The organism is Methylobacterium indicum, assembly GCF_017347565.1.
Classification (GTDB): Bacteria; Pseudomonadota; Alphaproteobacteria; order Rhizobiales; family Beijerinckiaceae; genus Methylobacterium; species Methylobacterium indicum.
Window position 1 is genome coordinate 6,312,213 of the sequence record NZ_AP024145.1, and the last position, 26,774, is coordinate 6,338,986.

At 70.4% G+C, this 26,774-nt stretch carries 21 protein-coding genes; 11 read left to right on the forward strand and 10 right to left on the reverse strand.

Annotation, left to right across the window (positions count from 1 at the left end):
• Nucleotides 1-133: 133 nt before the first annotated feature.
• Nucleotides 134-1,081, reverse strand: a complete 948-nt coding sequence (locus miv_RS29250) for an aspartate carbamoyltransferase catalytic subunit (RefSeq protein WP_207180504.1) — start codon at nucleotides 1,079-1,081, stop codon at nucleotides 134-136.
• 189 nt (nucleotides 1,082-1,270) lie between these two features.
• Here miv_RS29250 and topA point away from each other — a divergent pair, with 189 nt between their 5' ends.
• Nucleotides 1,271-4,096 (forward strand): type I DNA topoisomerase, encoded by a 2,826-nt coding sequence (gene topA / locus miv_RS29255; RefSeq protein ID WP_207180505.1) that lies wholly within the window; start codon nucleotides 1,271-1,273, stop codon nucleotides 4,094-4,096.
• 564 nt (nucleotides 4,097-4,660) lie between these two features.
• Here the strand turns inward: topA and miv_RS29260 are convergent.
• Nucleotides 4,661-5,041 (reverse strand): hypothetical protein, encoded by a 381-nt coding sequence (locus miv_RS29260; protein ID WP_207180506.1) that lies wholly within the window; start codon nucleotides 5,039-5,041, stop codon nucleotides 4,661-4,663.
• A gap of 590 nt (nucleotides 5,042-5,631) precedes the next feature.
• A complete protein-coding gene (locus tag miv_RS29265) occupies nucleotides 5,632-6,108 on the reverse strand; it encodes an MgtC/SapB family protein (protein ID WP_244748782.1) in 477 nt (158 codons plus the stop codon).
• Between the two features lie 297 nt (nucleotides 6,109-6,405).
• Between miv_RS29265 and miv_RS29270 the strand changes: the two genes are divergently transcribed.
• From miv_RS29270 to miv_RS29290, 5 genes are all read left to right on the forward strand, one after another.
• Nucleotides 6,406-6,978: a helix-turn-helix domain-containing protein gene (locus miv_RS29270; RefSeq protein WP_244748783.1), complete on the forward strand. Its 573-nt coding sequence runs from the start codon at nucleotides 6,406-6,408 to the stop codon at nucleotides 6,976-6,978.
• Between the two features lie 98 nt (nucleotides 6,979-7,076).
• Nucleotides 7,077-8,255 (forward strand): methionine adenosyltransferase, encoded by a 1,179-nt coding sequence (gene metK, locus miv_RS29275; RefSeq protein ID WP_058618119.1) that lies wholly within the window; start codon nucleotides 7,077-7,079, stop codon nucleotides 8,253-8,255.
• Between the two features lie 158 nt (nucleotides 8,256-8,413).
• On the forward strand, nucleotides 8,414-9,115 hold the full coding sequence (gene trmB / locus miv_RS29280) for a tRNA (guanine(46)-N(7))-methyltransferase TrmB (protein WP_207180507.1): 702 nt from the start codon (nucleotides 8,414-8,416) through the stop codon (nucleotides 9,113-9,115).
• Between the two features lie 52 nt (nucleotides 9,116-9,167).
• A complete protein-coding gene (locus miv_RS29285; RefSeq protein ID WP_207180508.1) occupies nucleotides 9,168-9,722 on the forward strand; it encodes a coiled-coil domain-containing protein in 555 nt (184 codons plus the stop codon).
• Between the two features lie 220 nt (nucleotides 9,723-9,942).
• Nucleotides 9,943-11,709: a sensor histidine kinase gene (locus miv_RS29290; RefSeq protein WP_244748784.1), complete on the forward strand. Its 1,767-nt coding sequence runs from the start codon at nucleotides 9,943-9,945 to the stop codon at nucleotides 11,707-11,709.
• A 34-nt stretch (nucleotides 11,710-11,743) separates the two neighbouring features.
• Here miv_RS29290 and miv_RS29295 read toward each other — a convergent pair whose 3' ends face one another.
• Nucleotides 11,744-12,760, reverse strand: a complete 1,017-nt coding sequence (locus tag miv_RS29295; protein ID WP_207180512.1) for a hypothetical protein — start codon at nucleotides 12,758-12,760, stop codon at nucleotides 11,744-11,746.
• A gap of 298 nt (nucleotides 12,761-13,058) precedes the next feature.
• On the opposite strand from miv_RS29295, the gene miv_RS29300 reads away from it, so the two are divergent.
• On the forward strand, nucleotides 13,059-13,658 hold the full coding sequence (locus miv_RS29300) for a superoxide dismutase (RefSeq protein ID WP_207180513.1): 600 nt from the start codon (nucleotides 13,059-13,061) through the stop codon (nucleotides 13,656-13,658).
• A 58-nt stretch (nucleotides 13,659-13,716) separates the two neighbouring features.
• Here the strand turns inward: miv_RS29300 and miv_RS29305 are convergent, their stop codons facing one another.
• Nucleotides 13,717-14,559 (reverse strand): ChbG/HpnK family deacetylase, encoded by an 843-nt coding sequence (locus tag miv_RS29305; RefSeq protein ID WP_207180515.1) that lies wholly within the window; start codon nucleotides 14,557-14,559, stop codon nucleotides 13,717-13,719.
• Between the two features lie 102 nt (nucleotides 14,560-14,661).
• On the opposite strand from miv_RS29305, the gene miv_RS29310 reads away from it, so the two are divergent.
• Together miv_RS29310 and murJ are read left to right on the forward strand one after the other, a co-directional pair.
• On the forward strand, nucleotides 14,662-15,687 hold the full coding sequence (locus tag miv_RS29310; RefSeq protein ID WP_207180516.1) for a glycosyltransferase family 2 protein: 1,026 nt from the start codon (nucleotides 14,662-14,664) through the stop codon (nucleotides 15,685-15,687).
• A 124-nt stretch (nucleotides 15,688-15,811) separates the two neighbouring features.
• Complete coding sequence (gene murJ, locus miv_RS29315) at nucleotides 15,812-17,341, forward strand: murein biosynthesis integral membrane protein MurJ (RefSeq protein ID WP_207180518.1); 1,530 nt, start codon at nucleotides 15,812-15,814, stop codon at nucleotides 17,339-17,341.
• Between the two features lie 99 nt (nucleotides 17,342-17,440).
• Here the strand turns inward: murJ and miv_RS29320 are convergent, their stop codons facing one another.
• Nucleotides 17,441-18,157, reverse strand: a complete 717-nt coding sequence (locus miv_RS29320) for a PhoH family protein (RefSeq protein ID WP_048429543.1) — start codon at nucleotides 18,155-18,157, stop codon at nucleotides 17,441-17,443.
• A 381-nt stretch (nucleotides 18,158-18,538) separates the two neighbouring features.
• Complete coding sequence (locus tag miv_RS29325; protein WP_207180520.1) at nucleotides 18,539-20,896, reverse strand: ATP-dependent helicase; 2,358 nt, start codon at nucleotides 20,894-20,896, stop codon at nucleotides 18,539-18,541.
• A gap of 162 nt (nucleotides 20,897-21,058) precedes the next feature.
• Here miv_RS29325 and miv_RS29330 point away from each other — a divergent pair, with 162 nt between their 5' ends.
• The gene (locus miv_RS29330; protein WP_207180521.1) at nucleotides 21,059-21,310 is read left to right on the forward strand and encodes a hypothetical protein; all 252 of its coding nucleotides are present in this window, start codon (nucleotides 21,059-21,061) and stop codon (nucleotides 21,308-21,310) included.
• A gap of 34 nt (nucleotides 21,311-21,344) precedes the next feature.
• Here the strand turns inward: miv_RS29330 and miv_RS29335 are convergent, their stop codons facing one another.
• Nucleotides 21,345-21,908, reverse strand: coding sequence for a thioesterase family protein (locus miv_RS29335; protein WP_207180523.1), 564 nt, complete (start codon nucleotides 21,906-21,908; stop codon nucleotides 21,345-21,347).
• Between the two features lie 243 nt (nucleotides 21,909-22,151).
• Here miv_RS29335 and miv_RS29340 point away from each other — a divergent pair, with 243 nt between their 5' ends.
• Complete coding sequence (locus miv_RS29340) at nucleotides 22,152-23,570, forward strand: FAD-binding oxidoreductase (protein WP_048429547.1); 1,419 nt, start codon at nucleotides 22,152-22,154, stop codon at nucleotides 23,568-23,570.
• An 87-nt stretch (nucleotides 23,571-23,657) separates the two neighbouring features.
• On the opposite strand, the gene miv_RS29345 is transcribed toward miv_RS29340, so the two are convergent.
• Both miv_RS29345 and miv_RS29350 read right to left on the reverse strand, forming a co-directional pair.
• A complete protein-coding gene (locus miv_RS29345; RefSeq protein ID WP_048428993.1) occupies nucleotides 23,658-24,242 on the reverse strand; it encodes a L,D-transpeptidase in 585 nt (194 codons plus the stop codon).
• Between the two features lie 125 nt (nucleotides 24,243-24,367).
• Complete coding sequence (locus miv_RS29350; protein ID WP_207180525.1) at nucleotides 24,368-26,644, reverse strand: CDC48 family AAA ATPase; 2,277 nt, start codon at nucleotides 26,642-26,644, stop codon at nucleotides 24,368-24,370.
• Nucleotides 26,645-26,774 lie beyond the last annotated feature (130 nt).

A 26,774-nucleotide genomic window follows, 5' to 3' on the forward strand; every position in this document is an offset into this window, starting at 1 on the left:
CGCTTCCGGATCAGACTGAACCGTTCTGAATGGCGCCAAGTTTTGCAGCGTCGCGCTGCCCCTCTCCCGGCTCACTCCGTTCGCCACCCTCCCCCGCAGAGGGGGGAGGGTTATGCCGTGGCGCCATTCAAAGTCACGCGTTCGGCAGATGCGTCGCCAGCGCTTCCAGCACCGCCATCCGCACCGCGACGCCCATCTCGACCTGTTCCTTGATCAGCGACTGCGCCCCGTCGGCGACCTCGGACGAGATCTCGACGCCGCGATTCATCGGGCCCGGATGCATCACCAGCGCGTCGGCCTTGGCGTGGCTCAGCTTGTCGCCGTCGAGACCGAAATAGCGAAAATACTCCTTCACCGAGGGCACGAAGGAGCCGTTCATCCGCTCGCGCTGGAGGCGCAGCATCATGACGATGTCGACGTCTTTCAGCCCCTTGCGCATGTCGGTGAAGACCTCGACACCGAAGCGGGCGAGCCCCGGCGGCAGCAGGGTCGAGGGGCCGATCACCCGCACCCAGGCGCCGAGCGCCATGAGCAGGATGATGTTCGAGCGCGCCACCCGCGAATGCAGGACGTCGCCGCAGATCGCGACGGTGAGCCCCTCGATCCGGCCCTTGTTGCGCCGGATGGTGAGGGCATCGAGCAGCGCCTGGGTCGGGTGCTCGTGAGCGCCGTCGCCGGCATTCACCACCGCGCAATCGACCTTGCGGGCGAGGAGATGCACCGCCCCGGCCTGGTGGTGGCGCACCACGATGATGTCGGGGCGCATCGCGTTCAGGGTCGCGGCGGTGTCGATCAGGGTCTCGCCCTTCTTCACCGACGAGGAGGCGACCGACATGTTCATCACGTCGGCGCCGAGGCGCTTGCCGGCGAGCTCGAACGAGGACTGGGTCCGAGTCGAGGGCTCGAAGAACAGGTTGATCTGGGTACGCCCGCGCAACGTGGTGCGCTTCTTCTCGACCTGGCGGCTGATCTCGACGGCCTCGTCGGCACGGTCGAGGAGCGCCACGATGTCGAGGGGCGACAGGCCCTCGATGCCGAGGAGGTGGCGGTGCGGGAAGCCGGGGGGTGCCTGGGTGCTCATCCTGAGCGAAGGGCTATAGGAGCGGCGGCAGCCCGCCGCAAGGAGCGTCGTCGGACCATTGGCGGTATTTGACAACCGCCGCGTCATCACCCACTTGTCCGCTTCGCCGCGCTAAAACCCGTGCCGGCCGCCCCGCACAAGTTGAAGCCCGATCTGCCGCGGTGTGCTCTTCGAAGAGGCAGCCCGTCCATGAAAGTCGTCGTCGTCGAGTCGCCGGCCAAAGCCAAAACGATCAATAAGTATCTCGGCAGCGACTACGAGGTGCTGGCCTCGTTCGGGCATATCCGGGATCTTCCGGCGAAAGACGGCTCGGTCGATCCCGAGCAGGACTTCCATATGCTGTGGGAGCTGGAGGATCGCGGGGCGAAACGCGTCGCCGAGATCGCCAAGGCGGTGAAGGGCGCCGACACGCTGATCCTCGCGACCGACCCGGATCGGGAGGGTGAGGCGATCTCCTGGCACGTCCTCGAAGCGCTCCAGGCCAAGAAGGTGCTCAAGGACGTCGCGGTCGAGCGCGTGACGTTCAACGCCATCACCAAGGACGCGGTGGCGACCGCGATGGCCCAGCCGCGGGCGATCGATCAGGCTCTCGTCGACGCCTACCTGGCGCGCCGCGCGCTCGATTACCTCGTCGGCTTCAACCTCTCGCCGGTGCTGTGGCGCAAGCTCCCGGGCGCCCGTTCGGCTGGCCGGGTTCAGTCGGTGGCGCTCCGCCTCGTCTGCGACCGCGAGCGCGAGATCGAGACCTTCAAGCCGCGCGAATACTGGTCGATCGTCGCGACGCTGAAGACCGAGAGCGGTGCGGTGTTCGAGGCCCGGCTGGTGGGCGCCGACGGCAAGCGGATCCAGCGCCTCGACGTCGGCACGGCGGAGGAGGCCGAGGCGTTCCGGCGCGACCTGGAGCTTGCCACCTTCACGGTCGCCTCGGTCGAGGCCAAGCCCGCCAAGCGCCACCCGCAGCCGCCCTTCACCACCTCCACCCTGCAGCAGGAGGCCTCGCGCAAGCTCGGCCTCGCCCCGGCCCAGACCATGCGGGTCGCGCAGCGGCTCTACGAGGGCATCGAGATCGGCGGCGAGACCGTCGGCCTCATCACCTACATGCGGACCGACGGCGTCGACATGGCTCCCGAAGCGGTGGCCCAGGCGCGCCAAGTGATCGGTGCCGAGTACGGCGACGCCTACGTGCCCGGCGCGCCCCGCAAGTACAGCGTCAAGGCCAAGAACGCCCAGGAAGCCCACGAGGCGGTGCGCCCCACCGACCTCGCCCGGCTGCCGAAGGAGGTCGCGCGCTTCCTCGAGCCCGAGCAGGCCAAGCTCTACGAGCTGATCTGGATCCGCACCGTGGCGAGCCAGATGGAATCGGCGGAGCTGGAGCGCACCCCGGTTGAGATCGCCGGCCAGGTCGGCCCGCGCCGCATCGAGTTGCGCGCCACCGGCCAGGTGGTGAAGTTCGACGGCTTCCTCACCCTCTACCAGGAGGGCAAGGACGACGAGGAGGACGAGGAATCCCGCCGCCTGCCGCCGATGAAGGCCGGGGACGGCCTCGCCCGCGAGCGCATCGCCGCGACCCAGCACTTCACCGAGCCGCCGCCGCGCTATTCCGAGGCGAGCCTGGTCAAGCGGATGGAGGAGCTCGGCATCGGCCGGCCCTCGACCTACGCTGCGGTGCTTCAGGTCCTGCGTGACCGCGAATACGTCAAGATCGACAAGAAGCGCTTGGTGCCGGAGGACAAGGGCCGGATCGTCACCGGCTTCCTGGAGAGCTTCTTCCGCCGCTACGTCGAGTACGATTTCACCGCCGACCTGGAGACGCAGCTCGACCGGGTCTCGAACGCCGAGATCGACTGGCGGTCGGTGCTCCGCGACTTCTGGCGCGACTTTTCCGCGGCGATCGCCGGCACCAAGGAGCTGCGCACCACGGAGGTGCTGGAAGCGCTGAACGGGCTTCTCGCCGAGCACATTTTTCCGGCCAAGGCCGATGGGGGCAATCCCCGTGCCTGCCCGAACTGCGCCAGCGGCCAGCTCTCGCTCAAGCTCGGCAAGTTCGGCGCCTTCGTCGGCTGCTCGAACTACCCGGAGTGCAAGTACACCCGCCAGCTCAACGCGACCGGCCTCGACGGCGACGGCGAGGGCTCCGGCGAGGGCGGCCAGCCCGGCGTGCGGGTGCTCGGCGACGATCCCGAGACCGGACTGCCGGTGACGCTCCGCGACGGCCGCTTCGGCCCCTTCGTGCAGCTCGGCGAGGCCTCGACCGAGAAGGGAGCCGAGAAGCCCAAACGCTCCTCCCTGCCCCGCGGTCTCGCGCCGTCGGCAGTGGATCTCGAGAAGGCGTTGAAGCTCCTCTCGCTGCCGCGCGAGGTGGCGCGTCACCCGGAGACCGGCGAGCCGATCCTCGCCAATATCGGCCGCTACGGACCCTACGTTCAGCACGGCAAGACCTACGCCAATCTCGGCAAGGACGACGACGTGCTGGAGGTCGGCGCCAACCGCGCCATCGACCTGATCGTCCAGAAGGAGCAGGGCGGCGGGCGCCCGGCGCAGGATCCCGGCCGCCTGATCGGCACCGCGCCGGACAGCGGCAAGCCGGTCACCGTCAAGGCCGGCCGCTACGGCGCTTACGTCACCGACGGCGAAATCAACGCCACGCTGCCCAAGGGCGCCTCGGCCGAGGCGGTGACCCTCGAGGAGGCGTTGCGCCTGATCGCGGCCCGCCGCGAGGCCGGCGGCGGGACGAAGAAGAAGGCGAGCGCCCGCAAGGCGCCGGCCAAGGCGCCGGCTAAGGCGGCCGGCAAAACGGCAACCAAGGCGAGCGGAAAGTCCGCCAAGGCGGCCGGGAACGACTCGGCGGAGGTCGCGGCTGCGGAGGACGGCGACGCGAAGGCCAAGCCCGCCGCCCGCAAGACGGTGACCAAGAGTACGGCCACCAAGGCAGCGGCGACCAAGACGGCCGCGGCTAAGACGGCCGCGGCCAAGAAACCCGCGGCGAAGGCGGCCAAGAGCGCCGCCGGGGAGTAGCGCGGCCGGCGGGGAACTGCCCCGCTCGAACCACGTTTCTCTCCCGAAGGCTGGTTCCCCACTCGCCGACGACGGTTCGCCCGCCGAGGTCCTAACCCTCCGGCGGGCGTGCTTTTTCCGGCGACATCGATCGGCGATGCGCCGCCCGGCATGACTTCGCCTCGCGGGAGGCGTCGCGTCCGCCCTGCTCTCCGTCCACACTCGTACAGACGGGAACCGGGCTTTCACGTCGCAGGCGAATTCAGCTTGAGCGTGGCGTCGAGTCCTCACTCCTGCCTTGATTGCGGCGCCTCCTGCCCGTCGACCCGGCCGCGGATCCGACCCGGCCTCAAGCCAGCTCAGCGAGGCAGCAGCGTGCGGTTCATCGGTATCTTCGGAGCGCTCCTCTCCGTCGCCCTCGTGCTCACGGTCGGCGCGCTGTGCACTCTCGTCGCGGCGCCGTTCCGTGCCGCCCTGGCGTTCCGGCGCGCCTGACGCAGGACCGATCCCGGCGGCACTCCGTCGGGATCTCACACCTTGCCGCGACGCGCCGGCGCGTCGCGGCCCATGATACCGTCGCTCTCCTCAGGCCCCGGCCCTGACGAGCCAGATCGCAGCCGAAAGCCCGACCCCCGCGACGCCGATGAAGCCGATATACAGGGCGAGCGTCGGGTCGGCGCGGTCATGGGCGTAGCCCGGCTTGCGCGGCGACAGGCGCCAGCGCTCCTTGATCTCGGCGAAGCGCGCACGGGCGATGTCCTTCGGCGACAGGGCGTTGCCGCCCGCCTCCTCGCAGGTCCCGAGCATCGCCATGCCGGGATCGAACACCTCGACCTTGTCGCCGCTGCGACCCGAATCGATGTCGCCCTTCAGCATGGCGGTATTCGGCTTGTCCGCGTCGACGGGCGCCGGTGGGTCGGCGCGCTGCGCCGAGAGGTGGGGCGGGATATCGGTGTCGTAGGCCATGATCCTGTCTCTCGTCGTCTGAGCGAAACCGGTCGGTTCGACGTCTCGCGATGGTCCGGGGGACTACGTTCGGCGCGTTGCGAAGTTCGCCGGCCGACGCGTCCTGCGGCATGGCGGCAGGCCCGTAACGCCATCCGGAGTGAGGTTCGGGCCCTCGCGGATCCGGGTCGGGGCCGCCGTCGGCACGATCGCCGCCGAGCCGACCGGACCGCCCCCGGCACGGCACTCGATCGAGACTTCGACGACGACATCGACCCCTCTCGCAGGGAACTTTTTGCGCTACGGTCGGCAGCCTATGACATCGAACTCCTGCGTAAGATGACGCAACGTCGCTCTTCCATGTCGAAATATTCGGGTGCAATGCCGTCTTCGACGACTGGGACGGAGGGCGCTTAAAATGGACGCGATCCGAGATTATGTTCGGGATACTGTTGCTGAGATGATCGAGAGCGAGAACTACGGCGACAAAGGTTGACGTTGGCCTGCCAGCGTACGCGACGCCTCGGGCCGTCGGATTCTGGTCGCGTCCCTCGTGCTGACCTCGAGCCCGCTCCCCGTCCCCCGACGCCTCCCCCTCCGGGCGATTCCGGTCATCGGTCTCCGGCGGTCGCATCGCCGTCGGGGCGGTGCCGCGTCGCGGCGCGGCGGCGGGCATCGATGGCCCGATCGACGACACCGCCGACCAGAAGGGTCAGGAGAAGGAAGACGGTGCCGAGAGCGAGCGGCAGGTAGGCACCGAGGCCGCACAGGATGCCCAGGGCCGCCGTCACCCAGATCGATGCAGCGGTGGTGAGGCCGTGGACCTGGTTTCCCTCCCCCTTCAGGATCACGCCGGCGCCGAGAAAGCCGATGCCCGTGATGGTGCCCTGAATCGCCCGGCTGGCATTGGCGTCGGTCCCGTCCCCGGCAAAGCCCGACCCGGCCATGGTCACGAGGGCCGCGCCGAGGGCGACGAGACCCAGCGTCCGCACGCCCACGGGCTTGGAGTGCATCTCGCGGTTGACCCCGACGAGGCCGCCCGCGAGGACCGCGGCGCCCAGGCGCAAGGCGATGTCGAGGACCGACATCATCGCTCGCGGACCGCGCGACGGTGCGACGCCCGGCGGGCCCCGCCCTCCTGCCTCCGGATGCCGCCCGCCCGATCCCCGTCGCCGGCCGGCGGTCCCCCCGCGCCCGACCGCGCGACAGGACGATCGCCCGCGTGATCGCAGGGAAGCAGGGGCGCGAGGTCGGGTGATGAGACCATCGGGAACGAGGACCGGTTCGAAGGACGCGGCGGCGTCCTCCCGGGGTTTCGTCCGGAACGGTTAAGGTCGCGTATGGGTGCGGGCGGCGAGGGTCCGGTTCACCCACCGTCATCCGCTATGACGGATGAAACGTTCGATCAAAATGCGGGCATTTACCCGATCGCAACGGTCGGGAATCAACAATCGCCCGTCGCCTTCCATGCCGCGCCGCGACACGCGGGCAGACCTGCGAGCCGCGAGATGGCCGGGAAACCCGCGGATCACCGCGACGTCCATATCGGCAGCCTCATCGAGGAACGCCGCCTGCGCGCCGGCCTCAGCCGCGAGGCCCTGGCCGCGCCTCTGGGCGTGTCCCTGTCCCAGCTCGGCAAATACCTCAAGGGCGCCAACCGCCTGAGTGCGACCGACCTCGACGTGGTGGCGCGGATCATCGGTGTGCCGGTCGGGTTCTTCTTCGAGGACATGCCGGGGCGCGATCTGCCCTCCCCCGGGTTCGGCGACCGTCCGCAGGCGCGCCTGGAGATCCAGGCCGGGTGGACCGATTTCGCGCAGGCCGTCGCCCGGGCGGCCGATGCCCACCTGGACGAGGAGCGCCGCCAGACCCTCGGCAGCCTCGTGCGCGCCGTCGATCAGGCTCTGTCCGGGCAACAACCGTTCGATAAAGCGAACGACTCCGGTCCATCGGATTGACGTTCGGGATTCCGGCTGCCAGAACCCCGCTGATCGATATGTCGAGCAGGGTCGGTCGGTGCGCCGCGCTCGACGGGACCTTGAGGGCTTCGCATCCTATGCCGCGTTCCAACTACCTGTTCACCAGCGAGTCGGTCTCCGAGGGTCACCCGGACAAGGTCTGCGACCGCATCTCCGACACCGTCGTCGACGCCTATCTGGCCGAGATGCCGGAGGCCCGCCTCGGCGTCGAGACCCTGGCGACGACCAACCGGATCGTGATCGCCGGCGAGGTGCGCGGCCCCGACACCGTGACCTTCAAGGACCTGGAGGAGCTGACCCGCGCGGCCGTGAAGGACATCGGCTACGAGCAGGACGGCTTCCACTGGAAGAACAACGACGTCGCCATCTACCTGCACGCCCAGTCCGCCGACATCGCCCAGGGCGTCGATGCCGCGGGCAACAAGGACGAGGGCGCGGGCGACCAGGGCATCATGTTCGGCTACGCGTCCGACGAGACGCCCGCCCTGATGCCGGCGCCGATCTACTACGCCCACAAGATCCTCAAGGACCTCGCCGACGCCCGCAAGGCGAAGTCCGGCGACGCGGCCAAGCTCGGGCCGGACGCCAAGAGCCAGGTCACCGTGCGCTACGTCGACGGCCGCCCGGTCGAGGCGACGCAGATCGTCCTCTCGACCCAGCACCTCGACGAGTCGCTCGATTCGGCCGGCGTGCGTGCCATCGTCGAGCCCTACATCCGCGCGGCCCTGCCCGAGAGCTGGGTCACCGACGGCACGGTGTGGCACGTCAACCCGACCGGCAAGTTCGTGATCGGCGGCCCCGACGGCGATGCCGGCCTGACCGGCCGCAAGATCATCGTGGACACCTATGGCGGTGCGGCGCCGCACGGCGGCGGCGCCTTCTCGGGCAAGGATCCGACGAAGGTCGACCGCTCGGCGGCCTACGCGGCCCGCTATCTCGCCAAGAACGTCGTCGCCGCCGGCCTCGCCCGCAAGGCCACGATCCAGCTCGCCTACGCCATCGGCGTCGCCAAGCCGCTGTCGATCTACGTCGACCTGCACGGCACCGGCGAAGTCGACGAGGCCAAGCTCGAATCGGTCCTGGGGCAGCTCGTCGACCTGTCGCCCCGCGGCATCCGCACCCATCTCGGCCTCAACAAGCCGATCTACGCCCGCACCTCGGCCTACGGTCATTTCGGCCGCGAGCCCGAGGCCGATGGCGGCTTCTCCTGGGAGCGGACCGACCTCGTCGGCCAGCTCAAGAGCGCCCTCGCCTGAACCAATCCCCCAGCACGAAAGCGGCGCACGATCGCATCGCGGTCGTGCGCCGCTTTCGTTCGATGTTTGCGGCCTTGTCGTCGACGAACCGGTTGCCACCTCGTCGGACAATGCTCTAGCGGGACGTCCACACGCCCCATCCTCGGCACCGGGACACCATGGACGACCACGATACCGACGCGAGCCCCGAGCGGGCCCGCGCCTTCTACGGCCGGCGCAAGGGCAAGCGCCTGCGCCCGGGCCAGGAGGAGCGCCTCGCCGACCTCCTGCCGCGCCTGCGCCTGCCCGAGGCCGGCCCCCTCGACCCCGCCGCCCTCTTCCCGCGTCCGGTCGCCGAGACCTGGCTCGAGATCGGCTTCGGCGGCGGCGAGCACCTCGCCGCGCAGGCCCGTCTCAATCCCGGCACCGGCATCATCGGCTGCGAACCCTTCGTCAACGGCGTGGTGAAGCTTCTGCGCACCGTCGACGAGGAGGAGCTCGACACCGTCCGGTTCTGGGACCGGGACGCGATGGAGCTGCTGCCCCGGCTGCCGGATGCCAGCATCGGGCGGGTGTTCCTGCTCTATCCCGATCCCTGGCCGAAGCGCCGGCAGCGCAAGCGCCGCTTCGTCTCGGAGGAATCGCTGACCGAGATCGCCCGGGTGCTCAAGCCCGGCGGCGAGTTCCGCTTCGCCTCCGACATCGACGATTACGTCGGCTGGACCCTGGTGCGGGCCGCCGCGTGCACCGCCCTGCGCTGGACCGCGACCCGCAGCAGCGACTGGACCACCCCGTGGCCGGAATGGCCGGGCACCCGCTACGAGGCCAAGACCACCGCCGAGGGGCGCCGCCCGACCTACCTGACCTTCGTGCGGGTGTGAGCGGCCGGGCCGATCGCTGTCGCGGCGCATCGGCCCATGCTACGATCGCGGCATGACCGCGGTCGCCTTCGACACCCTCAAATTCGCCCGCGCCCTGCGCGAGCGGGCGCACCTCTCCGCCGAACAGGCGGAGGGGCTGTCGGAGGTCTTCGCCGAGGCGGTCCAGGGCGGTCTGCCGACCCGGGCAGACCTGCAGAGTCTCGAAGGCTCGGCGCATGCCGAGTTCGCCGCGATCCGCTCCGAGATGGCGGCGTTCCGGGTCGAGACCCGGAACGAGTTCGCGGCCGTCCGCTCCGAACTGAAGGCGGAGTTCGCGGCCATCCGGTCGGAAGTCGCGGCGTTCAAAGCCGAAACCCGGAACGAGTTCGCAGCCGTCCGGACGGAGATCGCGGCATTCAAGCTCGAGACCCGGAACGAGTTCGCGGCCGTTCGCTCTGAAATGAAGACCGAGTTTGCGGCCGTCCGGTCGGAGATGAAGACCGAGTTCGCAGCCGTCCGTGCGGATATGAAGCTTCTCGAACAACGGATGACGATCAAGCTCGGCGCCATGCTGGTGGCGCTGGTCGGCATTCTGCTCGCCGCGATCCGGTACATGCCGGCACGCTGAGGCGCGCGGCGTTTCGGACGCGGATCTCGACCGGTACGTGCTTTACCGCACCGCCGGGGCGACGCCGACGTTCGACCTTGCCGCCGGACGCGCGGAGGGGCATGTTTTTCCACGAAACCGCCAAGCCGGGCCGGGCGGAGCCTCACGACCCGGGACCTCGCGCAGGAGGCGGGGTGCGGGGAGACCCGTCCGTCTCCACGACCATCAGGAATGCGCCGCCTTGGACCAGAGGCCCGACGCCGCCCCCGGCCTGCCGGACGAACTCTCCCGTTTCGCCTTCGAGGGCGCACCGGTCGGCCTTGCCTGCGTGAACGGCTCGGACGGGCGCATCGCGGCCGCCAACCCGGCGCTGGCCGCCCTGCTCGGCGTTGCGCCGGAGAACCTGATCGGCCGAGTGCTCGGCGAGGGGGGCGGCGATCCGGCGGATGGGGAGACCCGAGAGACGGTCTGGCACCGGGCGGACGGGTCGACGGTCCGCCTCAGGCTGCGCAGCGGACCCGAGCGGCAGGCATTCCGGATCGTCTCGGTCGACGCCCTTGCGGAAGCCCCCGCATTCCGGCTGGATCCTCTCCGGGAGCAGGCGCATCTGGCGCTCGCCTCGGCGGGCCTCGGCGAGTGGAGCTGGAGCCCGGCGGACGGCCGCGTCGTCCTGTCGGACCGGGCCGCCGCAATCCTCGGCCTCCCGGCCGGAGCGACGCCGACCTGGGCCGTCCTGCGGGAGGCGATCGCCCGCGACGATCTCGACCGGCTCCGCGCGACCGTCGAGGACGCCGTCGCCAAGGCGAGCCCCTACGCGGTCGAGCTGCGGTACCGCCGGGCGTCGGACGGCCAGGAGGCCTGGATCTCGGCCCGCGGCCGCGCGATCCCGGGGCCGGACGGGGCGCTCGCCGGCATGGTCGGCATCGTCCAGGACGTGACCGCCCGCGAGGAGGCGCGGCGCGCCCTCCACGACCGCGAGCAGCGGCTGCGGGTCGCGACCACGGTCGCGGCGCTCGGCATCTTCGAGTGGCACGTGCTGGCCGACCAGTCGCTCTGGGAAAACGAGCGCATGTGGGAGATCTTCGGTCGCCGGCCGCAGGACGGCACCATCAGCATGCGCGAATTCTTTCGTACGGTGGTCCACCCGGAGGACAAGGCGGCCTTCCGCCAGGCCGTGACGGCGGCGCTCCACAGCGACGGAGTCCTGCACGCGACGACCCGCATCCGCCGCCGCGGCAGCGCCGAGGCCGACACGGTCTGGCGCACCATCGAGATGGCCGGCCGCTTCGAGCGCGACGGGCCGGCGGGCCTGCCGAGCCGCCTGATCGGCGTCGTCGCCGACATCACCGACCGGCGGCTCGCCGAGGAGCGCCAGTCGCTGCTGATCCGCGAGCTGCACCACCGGGTGAAGAACACGCTCGCCACCGTCCAGGCGATCGTCGGGTCGACCGCCCGCACCGCGTCGAGCATCGACAGCTTCTACGAAGCCTTCGTCGGCCGCATCATGTCGCTCGCCCACACCCACTCGGTGCTGACCGAGGACGTCTGGCAGACCGCCTCCCTGCGCAACCTGCTGGAGAACGAGCTGCGCCCCTATGCCGACGGCGCGATGCAGCCGGGCACCGGCGGGCGGGTGGAGCTCGACGGGCCGGCGGTCGACCTGCCCTCCGAGATCGCGGTGCCGATCGGCATGGCGATTCACGAACTGACCACCAACGCCGCCAAGTACGGCGCCCTGTCGAACCGGGCCGGGCGGGTGCGGATCCGCTGGAGCGTGGAGCCCGGGACGGACCGGCCGCGGCTGCGTTTCCGGTGGCAGGAATCCGGCGGCCCCGCAGTGGCGCCGCCGACGCGCCAGGGTTTCGGCTCGCGGCTGCTGCAGCGGGTCCTGACGACCCAGGTCCAGGCCGAGGTCGCGACCGACTACGCGCCGGGCGGCTTCGCGCTGACCATGCTGGCGCCGCTGCCCGCCCGCAACGCCGCGCTCAACCCGCTGGCAGCCCTCTGAGCGGGCGGGGCTGTGAGCGGGCGGGGCTGACCCGTCACGCGCTGCGGGCTGCCCCCTCGCCGCCGGCACTGCGGAACGCCTTCAGCTCCTCGATCGACGCGAAGTGGAAGCGTCCGGCCGGCGTCTCGGCATCGATCGTACCGTCGGCATACATCGTGTAGGTGTTGTCGCCGGCATCGTAGGTCCCGATCACGGCCTTGCCGGCCGGCTCCTCGGGGGCAGGCGGCTCGGGGACGGGCTCTTCCCGCGGGGGCTCCTCGGCGACGGGCTCGGGGGCCGGAGCCGGCTCGGCGGGCGTCTCCTCCACGACCGGCTCCGGCTCGGAACGAGCGGGCAGGTGAGGTTCGGGCAGGTGAGATTCGGGCAAGTGAGGTTCGGGGTCTTGCCGTTCGGCTTCCGCGGGCGGCGGCGCGGCCTCGACGATCGGCTCCGGCAAGTGAACCTCGGACGAGTACGGCTCCGGCGCGGCCGCGGCAGGCTCCTGCGGCACGGCATATGTCGGAGCGGGCTGGTGATGCTCGGCCTGTCGGGGCTCGTGCGGCGGAACCGGATCGGCATCCTCGGCCCGATGCAGGCGGAGTTCGCCGGCGGCGAACCCGACCGCGGCCGCGCCGGCCGCGAGCGCGGCGGCGTTGCCGAGGCCCGTCGGCTCGGACGAACGCGCCGCGGGGCCGGCGACCCGCTCGGGGGCGACGAGCGCCTCGTCGTGGGAGGTCCGCGCGTCCTGCGCCGGCAGCGTCACGGTCGGGATCGGGGGCATCACCGGCTCGCTGCGGGGCGGGCGGACGGGCGCGGTGCCGGGATCGGGGAAAGCCGGCGCCCCGGCGAGCGGGGCGGCCGGACGGGCCGTGAGGAGCGCGCGCTCGATGCGTCCGAGCCGGGCGACCATGGCGGCGATGCCGAGCAGCACCGCGCCGCCGCTCGCCCCGACGGTGCCGGCGATCACCATGGTCCAGCCGACCTCGAGCCGAATGAACGGGATGCCCTGGACCATCGCGGCGAGGCCGCCGAGCAGCATCAGGAGGGCGAGCACGGTCAACGCAACGATCATCGGACTCTCGGAGGTAGCGGGTGATCTCGGCGGGCCTGTCGGAGACGGCCGAACGGGCGGTCCGGAGCCGTGGCCCCGTCCGCCCAAGCGACAGACTTAAAGGTGCGGGCCGCATTTGCAAAATCGCCACGCTTGAGCGGCACCCGGGACCGGCCCGAGGCGTCCAAAGCCCGGGACGGCGGCGCCCGGATGGACGGCCGGCGTTGCCGCCGGCGCGCGGCCGACTTAGGTAGACGCGGGTGACGCGGCGGCTCCCCCGGGGAGCGCCGCGAGGACCCGAGCGATCCGGAGACACGCCATGGCCTTCACGCTGCCCGAACTCCCCTACGCCTACGACGCGCTGCAGCCCTACATGTCGAAGGAGACCCTGGAGTTCCACCACGACAAGCATCACAAGGCCTACGTCGACACCGGCAACAAGCTGCTCGAGGGCTCGGAGCTCGCCGGCAAGAGCGTCGAGGAGGTGGTGAAGGCCTCCTACGGCCAGAACCAGCCGCTGTTCAACAATGCCGGCCAGCACTACAACCACATCCACTTCTGGCAGTGGATGAAGCCGAATGGCGGCGGCGCGATCCCGGGCGCGCTTGAGAAGAAGATCGCCGAGGACCTCGGCGGCACCGACAAGTTCAAGGCCGATTTCATCCAGGCCGGCGTATCGCAGTTCGGCTCCGGCTGGGCCTGGCTCGCCGTGAAGAACGGCAAGCTCGAGATCATGAAGACCCCCAACGGCGAGAACCCGCTGGTGCACGGCGCCAAGCCGATCCTCGGCGTCGACGTGTGGGAGCACTCCTACTACATCGATTACCGCAACCGCCGTCCCGACTACCTCAAGGCGTTCATCGAGAACCTGGTGAACTGGGAGCACATCGAGAAGATGTACGGCGAGGCGATCGCCTGATCTGCGCCTGATCGTCGAAAGTCGAGAGCCCCCTCCCCGCCCGGGCGAGGGGGCTTTTCTATGTCGCGGGCCCCGGCACGAGCCGCAGGCCCTCCCGCTCCAGGAACGCCGCGAAGCGGTCGGAGCCGAGATAGGCGAGTTCGCGCGGCCGGCTCGCCACCACCGGGTCGAGGGCCCGCAGCCCCTCGTCGATCTCGCCCGGGTGGCACATCACCACCGGGGCGGGCCCCAGCGCCCGGAAGCTCCGCTCGAAGGCGTCCGCGAACCCGTCGCCCTCGGCGAAGTCCGAGAAGCCGGAGAAGCCGCGATTGGTGGCGAACCCCGCCCGCCGGGTCGCCGCGGCAAGGCGGAGCCCGAGCCCCGCGACGACGGCCGCCTTGCGGGCCTGCGGGCGGGCGAGGATCGCCGCCGGACGATCGCCGGGATCGCGAAGCCAGCCGCGCCAGCCCCGCGCCGCAAGTGCCGCGAGCAGCGAGCTGCGCACGCCGGGCAGGACGTGGACGTGCTGGTGCCCGTCGACGAAATCCGGCAGCCGGCCCATCGCGGCGGCGAAGGCGTCGATCTGGCGCTCGATCTCGGGCCGGATCTCCGCCGCGTGCAGGCGTCCCGACAGGCTCAGGGCGAGAATCCGGCCGAGCGGCGGCAGGCGCCCGTCCGGCGTCAGACGCGGCATCGCACCGAGCGGCGCCCCCGCCGTCAGGGTCAGGTGGAGGCCGAGCCCGACCGTACCGGCGAGCTCCCGCAGCGGGGCGGCCGCCTCGCGGAAGGCCGGGATGTTGGTCATCGACCCGGTGGCTGATATGCGCCCCTTCCGCGCCAGGTCGAGGATGCCCCGGCTGACGCCCGGGCTCAGGCCGTAATCGTCGGCGCAGAGCACGACCGGGTGCCGTTCAGGAAGCATGGCTTAGATCTCGCGCATGAACCGCCGGTGCCCTGCACCGGCCCGATGACCGATTGCCGCCGGCTCGCGCCGCGGCACGACACCGAAACGAGGGACAGCGCCGTGGAGCTGTTCGCACATCCCGCGCCGGTCGACCTGAGCGTCGTCATACCGGTCTTCAACGAGAGCGCCAACGTCGCCCCGCTCCTCGCCCGGCTGACGCCGGTGCTGGAGCGGCTGACGCCGGCCTGGGAGGTCGTGTTCGTCGACGACGGCAGCCACGACGACACCGCCGCCGTGGTGGCGGCCCATCACGCCGCCGAACCCCGCATCGGCGCGGTCTCGTTCAGCCGCAACTTCGGCAAGGAGATCGCCATCGCGGCCGGGCTCGACCACGCCGAGGGCCGCGCCGTGGTGATCATGGATGCCGACCTGCAGCACCCGCCCGAGCTGATCGCGACCTTCTGGGAGCGCTGGCGGGAGGGCAACGTCATGGTCTACGCGCAGCGCACCGACCGGGACGACGAGAGCGCGATGCGGCGCGGCTTCGCCCGCCTGTTCTACCGGCTCTTCGCCCGCTTCGGCGAGATGCCGCTGCCGGAGGGCGCCGGCGACTTCCGGCTCATCGACCGCAAGGGCGTCGAGGTGCTGCGCTCGCTACCCGAGCGGGCCCGGTTCTCGAAGGGCCTGTATTCCTGGATCGGCTTCCGCTCGGTCGGGGTGCCCTACCAGGTCGAGGAACGCCAGCACGGCAGCTCGAAATGGAGCTTTCGCAAGCTGTTCCGCTTCGCCTTCGACGGCATCACCTCGTTCTCGACCGTGCCGCTGCGGGTCTGGACCTATCTCGGCGGCACGATCGCGGCCGTGGCCCTGCTGGCGGCGCTCTACTTCGTCGCCGACACGCTGCTGCGCGGGCCCGACGTGCCGGGCTATGCCTCGCTGATCGTCTCGGTGATGTTCTTCTCCGGCGTGCAGCTGATGTCGCTCGGCATCATTGGGGAATATATCGGGCGCATCTTCGCGGAGGTGAAGCGGCGTCCGCTCTACGTCGTGGCCGAGCGCATCGGCCCGGCGGCGGTCGGCCACGACCGCTTGGTCCGCGACGACCGCCGCGGCAACCGGCGCGCCCGCTATTCCGGCGCCGCCTGACCGTCTCCGGCGAAACTCCCCGTCGCCGCCCGGTGTGGCGGCGGCGGCGCGGGGGGAGTATTGCGTGATGCCCTAGGCCGTCCGGTCGCGCTTCTCGCGGCAGCCCTGTGCTATGGACCGCCGCATGATTCGCAGCATCCTCTCGGTCGGCGGCTGGACGCTGGTCTCCCGCGCCACCGGCTTCCTGCGCGACGTGGTCATGGCCGCCGTGATGGGCGCCGGCCCGATCGCCGACGCCTTCGTGGTGGCCTTCCGGCTGCCGAACCACTTCCGGGCCATCTTCGGCGAGGGGGCGTTCAACGTCGCCTTCGTGCCGACCTACGCCTCCCTCGACGGTAGTGGGGAGACCGGCGCGGCGCGGGCCTTCGCCGACCGGGTCTTCACCCTGATGCTGCTGGTGCAGGTGGCGCTGCTGGCGCTCGCCCTGCCGCTGATGCCGGTGATCGTGCGGGCACTCGCCCCTGGCTTCGTCGACGAGCCGGACAAGTTCGCGCTCGCGGTGACGCTGACCCGCATCACCTTCCCGTACCTGCTGTTCATCACCCTGGTGACGCTGCTGTCGGGCATCCTCAATGCCCGCCGGCGCTTCGCCGCCGCCGCCGCCGCGCCGGTGCTGCTCAACGTCTCGCTGCTGGCGGCCCTCGCCCTCGCCTTCCTGTTCCCGAATGCCGGCTACGCCGCCGCCTGGGGCGTCGCGGTGTCGGGGGTGCTGCAGTTCCTGCTGGTCTGGGCCGATGCGCGCCGGGCCGGGCTCGCCCCGTCGCTGGTGCGCCCGACCCTGCGGGATACCGGGATGCGCCGGTTCTTTGCCATGCTGGGGCCGGCGGTGATCGGCTCGGCCGGGGTGCAGATCGCGATGTTCGCCGACACGATCATCGCCTCCTTCCTGCCGACCGGCGCGGTCTCGGCGCTGTACTACGCCGACCGGCTCTACCAGCTGCCCTTCGGGGTCATCGGCATCGCCGCCGGCACCGTGCTGCTGCCGGAGATGAGCCGGCGCGTCGCCGCGGGCGACCAGGACGGGGCACATGCGGCGCAGAACCGCGCCACCGGCTTCTCGCTCGCCCTCTCGGCGCCGTTCGCGGTCGCGTTCCTGCTGGTGCCGGACCTGATCATGACGGCCTTGTTCCAGCGCGGCGCGTTCGATGCGGAGGCCGCCGCCCGGTCGGGGGCGGTGCTGGCCGCCTACGGCCTGGCGCTCCCGGCGGCAGTGCTGATCCGCAGCATCGTGGCGAGCTTCTACGCCCGCCAGGACACCCGCACGCCGGTCGTCGCCTCCCTGACCGCGGTCGCGGTCAATGTGGGCTTGAAGGTGATGCTCACCGGACCGCTCGGGGTGATGGGTCTCGCGCTCGCCACCGCCGCCGGTGTGTGGGTGAACGTGCTGATCCTGTTCTGCCTCGCCTATGGCCGCAGCTGGACCGCGCCGAGCCGCACGCTGATCGTCACCGCCTGCGGGGTGCTCGCCGCGTGCATCGTGCTCGCCGGCTGCACGCTGGGCGGCCTGCCGCTGATCGACGGCCTGATGCCGGCCCTGCCGCGCTTCCGCGACCTCGCGGTGCTGACGGTGCTCGGTGTGGCCGGGCTCGTCGCCTACGCGGCGACGCTGCTGGTCGCCTTGCGGCTGTTCGGGGTGCGGCTGCGGCGGGTGTGAGGCGGGAAACGCCGCGTGGGCGGGCTGGATCGGCCGGCCCGGCGGTCCGTCGTCACGAAGAAGCCTGCCCGATCCTGGCGACCGGGCAGGCTGCTTGGATCACACCCGCGCTTCCTCGAAGGCCCGCACCCACTCGGCGCAGATGCCGGAGCGCACAATGTCGTCGAGACCGAACTCCACGATGGGGATCGGCATCATCCGGCTCTTCACGAGATGGATCACGGTGCGCAGGCCCGAGGTCTCGCGCAGATCGGTCTGCGAGACGTCGCCGTTGATGATGACCTGGGTATCGTCGCCGATCCGGGTCAGGAACATCTTGATCTCGGCCGGGGTGGTGTTCTGGGCCTCGTCGAGGATCACCAGGCAGTTCTTGAAGGTGCGGCCGCGCATCACCTCGAAGGGAACGACCTCGATGTCGCCGGCCTTGACGGCGATCTCGAAGGCGCCGTCGCCCATGCGCTCCTTCATGGTCTCGGTGAGCGGCGCGACCCAGGGCGCGATCTTCTCTTCGATGCTGCCGGGGAAGAAGCCGAGGGAACGGCCGGAGGGCACGTTCGGCCGGGTGATGACCACCTTGGCGACCCGGCGCTGGCGCAGCAGGTCGGCGGCGCGGGTGCCGGCGATGTAGGTCTTGCCGGTGCCGGCGGGGCCGAGGACGATGACTTGTGGATGGGACCCGAGGGCGTCCAGATATTCGGCCTGGCGGGCCGTCATCGGCTGGATCGGTGGCGGGTTGCGCTCCTCCTCGAAGCGAGTGCGGTGCACTCGGATCGGGCGGTCATCAACCAGTTCAAGTCGTGCGCGTCGTCTCTTCACGGATCAACACTCCCACTGGACTTGCGGTGCCGACTATCGTGTGCCCTCTCGTGTCCCAGATCTCCTATGTTCTTGTAACGACTCTAAGCCTCGGGAGGCCGCGACGGTTCCGGTCGGAGGTGACGCAGGCGGTGGACAAGTCCGCCTGTTTCGACCGTCAGGGTAAGCAGAGGATGATGAACGGGCAATTGTCGCGCCGCACCATGCCGCTGCGAAACGGAGAACGAACCGCACGGCGCATCGGATTGTGATGAAAACCACACAGCGGCGGCGCGGCTGACGCAAGGGGGGCGGATCGGGTCGATCCGGGGACCGGTCGAGGTCGCCACCTGATTGCCGCTCCCGTCTGCCTCGCGAGGGAGAGAGCCTCGCCTCCCGGCCTCAGGCCGGCTGGACGAAGCTGTCGAGGACCATCTTTCGGCCGGCCTTGTCGAAGTCAACGGTGAGCTTGTTGCCGTCGACCGCGGACACCGAGCCGGGCCCGAATTTAGTGTGGAAGATCCGCGCCCCGACCTCAAACGCCGAGGGGGTGCCGGTGGATTTCGCCACCAGCGTGCCCTCGATCTGCTGCGGCCCGCGCCGACCGGGGGCGGCGTTGCGCCCTCCCCCGCCAAAACCTCCCTGTCCGTAGCGGTCCTGGCCGGCGGTCTGGGCCTGCGCCCGCTGCCAGCCCGGGGTGGAATAGGACGAGCCGAAGGCCGGGGCCTGACGGTCGAAGCGCGACGGCCCCTGCGAAAAGCTCGCCGGCGCGTCGAGCACGTCGACGCTCGCCTCGGGCAACTCGTCGATGAAACGGCTCGGCACGGTCGAGGACCACAGGCCGTGGATGCGGCGGTTGACCGCGAACGACACCTTGGCCCGCTTGCGCGCCCGGGTGAGGCCGACATGGGCCAGCCGCCGTTCCTCCTCCAGGCCCGCCCGCCCGCTCTCGTCGAGGGCGCGCTGGTTGGGCATCAACCCGTTCTCCCAGCCGGGCAGGAAGACGGTGTCGAATTCGAGCCCCTTGGCGGCGTGGAGCGTCATCAGGCTCACCCGGTCGCCGCCCTCGGCCTCGTTGACGTCCATCACCAGGGAGACGTGTTCGAGGAACCCGGCGAGGTCCGGGAATTCCTCCATCGAGCGCACGAGTTCCTTCAGGTTCTCGAGCCGCCCGGCGGCATCGGCGGTGCGCTCCTTCTGCCACATCTCGGTGTAGCCGGATTCCTCCAGGATCGTCTGCGCCACCTCCGTGTGCGGCTGGTCCTCCAGGAGCTTGGCCCAGCGGGCAAAGCTCTGGCACAGGGCGCGCACGGTCGAACGGGGCTTGGGCTTCAGCTCCTCCGTCTCGCTCATCATCCGGGCGGCCTGGAGCAGGGGCACGTTGGCGCGCCGCGCCAGGCCGTGCAGGGCCTGGAGCGTCGCGTCGCCCAAGCCGCGCTTCGGCGTGTTGAAGATCCGCTCGAAGGCGAGGTCGTCGGAGCCATTGGCGACGATGCGCAAGTAGGCCAGCGCGTCCCGGATCTCGGCCCGCTCGTAGAAGCGCGGGCCGCCGACCACGCGGTAGGGCAGGCCGAGCTGGACGAAGCGATCCTCGATCTCACGCATCTGGGCCGAGATCCGCACCAGGACGGCGATCTCCGACAGCTTGTGGCCCTTGGCCTGCAGGCTCTCGATCTCCTCGCAGACGAGGCGCGCCTCCTCCTCCGAATCCCAGGCGCCCGTGACCGTGACCTTCTCGCCCTCCGGGCTGTCGGTGCGCAGGGTCTTGCCGAGCCGGCCCTCGTTATGGGCGATCAGCACCGAGGCGGCGGCCAGGATATGGCCGGTCGAGCGGTAGTTGTTCTCCAGTCGCACCACCAGGGCACCGGGGAAATCGTGCTCGAAGCGCAGGATGTTGTCGACCTCGGCGCCGCGCCAGCCGTAGATCGACTGGTCGTCGTCGCCGACGCAGGCGACGTTGCGGTGTCCCTGGGCCAGGAGGCGCAGCCAGAGATACTGCGCGACGTTGGTGTCCTGGTACTCGTCGACCAGGATGTAGCGGAAGCGCTGCTGGTAATTGGTGAGAATGTCCGGATTCTCGCGCCACAGCTTCAGGCAGAGAAGCAGCAGGTCGCCGAAATCGACGGCGTTGAGCGCCTTCAGCCGTTCCTGGTAAGCGGCGTAGAGCCCCCCGCCCTTGCCGAAGCCGAAGGCCGAGGCCTCGCCCGCCGGCACCTGCTCGGGGGAAAGGCCGCGGTTCTTCCAGCCGTCGATGGTGCCGGCGAGGCTGCGGGCCGGCCAGCGCTTCTCGTCGAGGTCGGCGGCCGCGATGACCTGCTTCAAGAGCCGCAGCTGGTCGTCGGTGCCGAGGATCGTGAAGTCGGAGCGCAGGCCCACCAATTCGGCGTGGCGGCGCAGGATCTTGGTGCCGATGGCATGGAAGGTGCCGAGCCACGGCATCCCCTCGCCGGCCGGACCGATCAGCGCGCCGATGCGCTCCTTCATCTCCCGGGCGGCCTTGTTGGTGAAGGTCACCGACAGGATGTCGAAGGGGCGGGCGCGGCCGGTGGCGATCAGGTGGGCGATCCGGGTCGTCAGCACCCGGGTCTTGCCGGTGCCGGCGCCGGCCAGCACCAGGATCGGCCCGTCCGTCACCTCGACGGCGCGGCGCTGCTCCGGGTTCAGCCCGTCGAGGTAGGAAACGCCCTGGGGCACCACCGCGGCGCGGGCGCGGGCGGAGATCGAGGTGGAGCCGGTCCCGGCGGCGGTATCGCGAGTCATGCCGGCATCACTGGACCAAAACGCGAACGGCGTCGAGGGCGGGGGACGCATGAGTGCCTAGGCGGACGGGGCTCGTCGGGCGGAGCGTCCGGCGCGGAACCTTGCAGGAGACGCCGCGTCGTCCCCACCTGACAGGTCACACTCCTGCAAAAGAGGACACCGATGCGCGCCCACAGTTTCCTGATCCTCGCCGCCGCGCTCGCGGCGCCGCTTCCGGCCCTGGCCCAGAACCAGGCCCCGGGGAACCGTGCCCAGCAGCGGGTCGAGGGGATCAACCGCTCCATTGAGAGCAACAGCGAGATCCGCGGCATCCAGCAGCAGAACCGCTTCGAGACCAACCAGATCCAGGGCCAGATCCAGCGCCAGCAGAGCCTGCCGCCGGCCCCCCTGCCCCCGATCGGCGTACGGCGCTGAGGGACAGGTCCCGCGCCGGAGAGTCCTCGCGCCGTCAGTGACGGACGCGGGCGCCGCCGGCCGCGAAAGCCATGGTGTCCGGCCGGTGGTGGCCGCGGGTCGGGATGCCGATCACCCGGCCGAGATCGTCAGGTCGCGGCAGCCGGGCATGCGAGCCGAGCATGACCGCGAGGTTGGCCTGGATGTCCTCCGGAAACGGCGCGACGCGCCGCGTCGCCGGATCGACGTGGAGGGAGAGGTTTTCCGACGAGGCGGCGACCCAGCCCTCGGCCGCGTGGCGGATCTCGGAATAGAAGTGCAGCCGTTTCTCGTCGAAGGCGATGAGTTGCAGCGTCACCCGGATCGGGTCGTCGAGCACCAGTTCGCGGCGGTAGCGGACATGGACCTCGGCCGCGAAGGTCGTGCCGCGCCCGCTCTCCAGATAGTCGGGTCCGAGACCGACTACGCCGAACGCCTCGTCCACCGCCCGGTCGAACAGGACGTGGTAATACGCCATGTTGAGGTGGCCGTTGTAATCGATCCATCCCGGCTCGATCACCATCGTAGACGACACGAACGGCGCGAAGAAGAAGATCGAGGCGGGGCGGTCGTCTGCCATTGTGGGGCTCCCGATGGCGCACGCGGGATGACAAGGGCGCCCAGGCACGTACCATGCTCGGACCCGGGATGCACCCCCGCATGCCTTGCACCTTGGGGCAAGGAGCCAGCCCCGCAGCGCACTTCTCCGTGACCGCCCCCGCGGATATGCCGGGTGGATGCGGCCTGATAGGATGGCCGACAAGAGGCCGGGACCCGCTTCGCGCACGGCGCCCGCCAGATCGTTTCGGGAGTCGAGATCGCCATGAACGCCCTGAGCCCCGCCCCCTCGCGCGAGCGCCCGTCGCCGGAGACCGTCGAGGCGGTGATCCGCGAGCTGACCGCCCAGTTCGGCAACCGCGTCGTCACCTCGCAGGCGGTGCGCGAGCAGCATGCCAGCACCCTGACCTGGGTCGCCAACCAGCCGCCGGACGCGGTGGTCTATGCCGAGAGCACCGAGGACGTGCAGGCGATCGTACGCGTCTGCGCCGCCCACAAGATGCCGGTCGTCGCCTTCGGCACCGGCACGTCGCTCGAGGGGCACGTCAACGCGCCGTATGGCGGCATCTCGATCGACATGAACGGGATGAACAAGGTCCTGGCGGTCCATGCCGAGGACCTGGATTGCGTGGTCCAGCCCGGCGTGACCCGCAAGGCGGTGAACGAGCACCTGCGCGACCAGGGCCTGTTCTTCCCGATCGATCCCGGTGCCGATGCCTCGCTGGGCGGCATGGCGGCGACCCGGGCATCGGGCACCAACGCGGTGCGCTACGGCACGATGAAGGACAACGTGTTGTCCCTCACCGCCGTGATGCCGAACGGCGACATCGTCCGCACCAGCCCGCGCGCCCGCAAGACGTCGGCCGGCTACGATCTGACCCGGCTGATGGTCGGCTCGGAGGGCACCTTCGGCATCATCACCGAGCTCACCCTCAAGCTCGCCGGCATCCCGGAGGCGATCTCCGCCGGCGTCTGCCCGTTCCCGAGCATCAAGGCGGCCTGCGACGCCGTCATCGTGACGATCCAGTCCGGCCTGCCGGTGGCGCGCATCGAGCTCCTCGACGAGGTCCAGGTCGCGGCCTGCAACGCCTATTCGAAGCTCACCCTGCCCGAGACCCCGCTCCTGCTGGTCGAGTTCCACGGTTCCGACGCCAGCGTGCGCGAGCAGGCCGAGCGCTTCGGCGAGATCGCCGCGGAGTTCGAAGGCGGGCCCTACGAGTGGGCGACGAAGCCGGAGGACCGCACCCGCCTCTGGCAGGCCCGCCACGACGTCTACTGGGCGGCGGTCGGCATGCGGCCGGGCGCGCGCGTCATCGCCACCGACGTCTGCGTGCCGATCTCGCGGCTCGCCGAATGCGTCGACGAGACCAAGCGCGACATCGTCGCGACCGGCATCACGGCGCCGATCGCGGGCCATGTGGGAGACGGCAACTTCCACACTTCGCCGCTCGTGATGATGGACGATCCCGACGAGATCGCCCGCGTCACCGGCTTCATCGAGCGCCTCGTCGCCCGTGCCATCGCCATGGAGGGCACCTGCACCGGCGAGCACGGCATCGGCCAGAAGAAGATGCGCTTCATGGAGCAGGAGCACGGGCCGGAGGCTCTGAACCTGATGCGGGTGCTGAAGCGGGCGATCGACCCGGACAACATCATGAATCCGGGGAAGGTGGTGGCGGTGTAGGCCGCCGCGCCTCCCGCCTGGAGCGAAGCGGCTTTGTCGGCGTTCGCGCCGATCCAGCCGCTTCGCTCCACGACAACCCAACAACCCCTACGGCAGCACCACCACCTTCGTCCCCACCTTCACGCGGTCGTACAGGTCGATCACGTCCCGGTTGGTCATGCGGATGCAGCCCGAGGACACCGCCGCGCCGATGGTCTCCGGCTCGTTCGAGCCGTGGATGCGGTAGAGCGAGGAGCCGAGATAGAGCGCCCGCGCCCCGAGCGGGTTGTCGTTGCCGCCGGCCATGTAGCGCGGCAGGTCGGGGCGGCGCTTGATCATCTGCTCGGGCGGGCGCCAGGCCGGCCATTCCTTCTTCATCGTCACGGTCTTGGTGCCGGACCAGGAAAAGCCCTCGCGGCCGACGCCGACGCCGTACTGGACCGCCTCCTGGTTCGGCAGGATGTAGTAGAGCCGGCGCTGGCTGGTCGAGATCACCACCGTGCCGGGCTTGTAGGGGCTGTTCCAGCCGATGGTCTGCCGCGGCACGCCCTGCTGGCGGAAGACCGTCAGGAAGTCGGCGATCGGCCCGCGGTCGAGCAGGCTGATGGCCTGGGCCGGCGCGGCCAGGGTCAGAAGCGTGGCCGCCGTCACGAGCGGTGTCAGCAGGCGCCGCGGCGCGGTCAGTCGGGTCATCGTCCCCTCCCGTTCGGTTAACGTCGAACGGGTTGGCCGCCGGGCTGTGGCGAAAACAGGGCGGAAACAATCGCCGGCCGGCCCATGGTGCATCCGCGCCACAGGCCGGCCGAAGACCGACTTGGCTATTCCGCCGCCTGGCGCAGCGGCATGAAGCCGATCGGCTGGCGCTGCGGCCCCTCCTGCTTGAGGGTCCGCTGCAGGGTCTCGTAATCCTGCTCCATCTCCGGCGTCACCGAAGCGCGGGTCTCGCGCAGCGCCGCGTCGAAATGGGCCTGCGTGACCCGCTCGCTCGTCAGGTTCTCGCGCAAAGCCATCAGGCCGGCGCGGCGGGTCAGGTCCTCGAGATCGGCCCCGGTGAAGCGGGCGGTGCGCTCGGCGAGCCCGTCGAGGTCGACGTCGTCGGATAGCGGCATCGCGCGGGTGTGGATGCCCAGGATGTGGCGCCGCCCGGCGATGCCCGGCACCGGCACGTAGATCAGCTCGTCGAAGCGGCCCGGGCGCAGGAGCGCGGGATCGACGAGGTTCGGCCGGTTGGTGGCGGCCATCACCACCACGCCCTGCAGATCTTCCAGGCCGTCCATCTCGGCAAGGAGGGTGTTGACCACCCGCTCGGTCACGGCCGGCTCGCCGAGGCCGCCGCCGCGCACGGGCGCCAGCGAATCGATCTCGTCGATGAAGATCACCGTCGGGGCGACCTGACGGGCACGGGCGAACAGCCGCGAGACCTGCTGCTCGGATTCACCGTACCACTTCGAGAGGAGGTCGGAGGACTTGGTGGCGACGAAGTTCGCCTGCGCCTCCCGGGCCACCGCCTTGGCGAGCAGGGTCTTGCCGGTACCGGGCGGGCCGAACAGCAAAAATCCCTTGGCCGGGCGGATGCCGATGCGGCGGAAGGCCTGCGGGTTACGCAAGGGCAGCTCGACGCCCTCGCGGAGCCTGGTCTGCACGTCGCCCAAGCCCCCGACATCGTCCCAGGTGACGTTCGGGACCTGGATCATGATCTCGCGCAGGGCCGAGGGCTGAACGCGCTTGAGCGCATTCAAAAAATCCTCGCGGCAGACCTGGAGCGTCTCCAGGATCTCGGGCGGGATGCCCTCCTTGAGGTTGATCTGCGGCAGGACGCGGCGCAGCGCGTCCATCGCCGCCTCGCGGGCCAGCGCCGAGAGGTCGGCGCCGACGAAGCCGTAGGTGGTCCGGGCGATCTCGTCGAGATCGACATTGTCGCCCAGCGGCATGCCGCGGGTGTGGATGGTCAAGACCTCGCGCCGGCCCGGCTCGTCGGGCACGCCGATGATGATCTCGCGGTCGAAGCGACCGGGCCGGCGCAGGGCCTCGTCGATGGCGTCGCGCCGGTTGGTGGCGCCGATCACCACGATGTTCTGGCGCGGCTCCAGCCCGTCCATCAGGGTCAGCAGCTGGGCCACGATGCGCCGCTCTACCTCGCCGCGGACCTCCTCGCGCTTCGGGGCGATCGAATCGATCTCGTCGATGAAGATGATCGCCGGCGCATTGCGCTGCGCCTCGGAAAAAATCTGGCGCAGGCGCTGCTCGGATTCGCCGTACTGGCTGCCCATGATCTCGGGGCCGGCGATGTGGAAGAACTGCGCCTCGGTCTCGTTCGCCACCGCCCGGGCGAGCAGGGTCTTGCCGGTACCGGGGGGCCCGTAGAGCAGGACGCCCTTCGGCGGATCGATGCCGAGGCGCTGGAAGAGCTCGGGGTGGCGGAGCGGCAGCTCGACCATCTCCCGCACCTGGTCGACGGTGGTCCCTAAGCCCCCGATGTCGTCGTAGGTGACGTCGGCCCGGCGGACCTCCTTCGGCTCCTCGTAGAGCGGCCGCAGCTCGACCTCTGTCTCGGCGGTGATCTGCACGATGCCGCGGGCGGGCTGGGTCGAGACGACGACGAGGCGGATCTCCTGCAGGCCGTAGGCCGGCATGTTGAACATCTGCCGCAGTTCCTCCGGCACCTCCTCGCTCTTGAAGCGCGAGGGCACGGAGGTCGAGATCACGTCGCCGGCGACGAGGGGCCGGCGGTAGAAGGTCCGGCGCAGGGCCTCGCCCGAGCCCTGCAGGCGCAGGTTCTTCTGGGCCGGGGCCAGCACCACCCGGGTCGCGGGTCGCACCTCGGCCTTGCGGATCTCGACGTGATCGCCGGAGCCGACGCCGGCATTGACGCGCTGGAGTCCGTCGAGGCGGATGATGCTGAGGCCCTCGTCCTCCTGTCCGAGCGTGATGGCGAGCGCCGTGGTGTGGCGCTTGCCGATGATCTCGATCGGCTGGCCTTCCTGGAGGCCGAGACTCTGGAGCACCGATGCACCGACCCGGGCGACGCCCCGGCCGACATCCTCGGCCCGCGCATTCGCGACCTGCGCCCTGACGTCGCCTGCTTCGTCCGCCATCCGGGTGACCTCGCTCCTCGGGAGCCGGCACCTCGGCCGACCCACCGTCGGCGGCCCTGATCCGCCGCCGCACCGCCGGCGCCGCCGGGACCGGCCGCGCATCGGCGGGAGAACGTCCGCTCGCCTGAAA

Coding starts and splice junctions, on each gene's coding strand:
- trmB (WP_207180507.1), top strand. CDS start 8,414: ATGGACGACCACGATACCGACGCGAGCCCCGAGCGGGCCCGCGCCTTC.
- miv_RS29295 (WP_207180512.1), bottom strand. CDS start 12,760: ATGATCGTTGCGTTGACCGTGCTCGCCCTCCTGATGCTGCTCGGCGGC.
- miv_RS29330 (WP_207180521.1), top strand. CDS start 21,059: ATGCGCGCCCACAGTTTCCTGATCCTCGCCGCCGCGCTCGCGGCGCCG.
- miv_RS29270 (WP_244748783.1), top strand. CDS start 6,406: ATGACGGATGAAACGTTCGATCAAAATGCGGGCATTTACCCGATCGCA.
- miv_RS29285 (WP_207180508.1), top strand. CDS start 9,168: ATGACCGCGGTCGCCTTCGACACCCTCAAATTCGCCCGCGCCCTGCGC.
- miv_RS29250 (WP_207180504.1), bottom strand. CDS start 1,081: ATGAGCACCCAGGCACCCCCCGGCTTCCCGCACCGCCACCTCCTCGGC.
- miv_RS29335 (WP_207180523.1), bottom strand. CDS start 21,908: ATGGCAGACGACCGCCCCGCCTCGATCTTCTTCTTCGCGCCGTTCGTG.
- miv_RS29340 (WP_048429547.1), top strand. CDS start 22,152: ATGAACGCCCTGAGCCCCGCCCCCTCGCGCGAGCGCCCGTCGCCGGAG.
- miv_RS29265 (WP_244748782.1), bottom strand. CDS start 6,108: ATGTCGGTCCTCGACATCGCCTTGCGCCTGGGCGCCGCGGTCCTCGCG.
- murJ (WP_207180518.1), top strand. CDS start 15,812: ATGATTCGCAGCATCCTCTCGGTCGGCGGCTGGACGCTGGTCTCCCGC.
- miv_RS29300 (WP_207180513.1), top strand. CDS start 13,059: ATGGCCTTCACGCTGCCCGAACTCCCCTACGCCTACGACGCGCTGCAG.
- miv_RS29345 (WP_048428993.1), bottom strand. CDS start 24,242: ATGACCCGACTGACCGCGCCGCGGCGCCTGCTGACACCGCTCGTGACG.
- metK (WP_058618119.1), top strand. CDS start 7,077: ATGCCGCGTTCCAACTACCTGTTCACCAGCGAGTCGGTCTCCGAGGGT.
- topA (WP_207180505.1), top strand. CDS start 1,271: ATGAAAGTCGTCGTCGTCGAGTCGCCGGCCAAAGCCAAAACGATCAAT.
- miv_RS29325 (WP_207180520.1), bottom strand. CDS start 20,896: ATGACTCGCGATACCGCCGCCGGGACCGGCTCCACCTCGATCTCCGCC.
- miv_RS29350 (WP_207180525.1), bottom strand. CDS start 26,644: ATGGCGGACGAAGCAGGCGACGTCAGGGCGCAGGTCGCGAATGCGCGG.
- miv_RS29305 (WP_207180515.1), bottom strand. CDS start 14,559: ATGCTTCCTGAACGGCACCCGGTCGTGCTCTGCGCCGACGATTACGGC.
- miv_RS29260 (WP_207180506.1), bottom strand. CDS start 5,041: ATGGCCTACGACACCGATATCCCGCCCCACCTCTCGGCGCAGCGCGCC.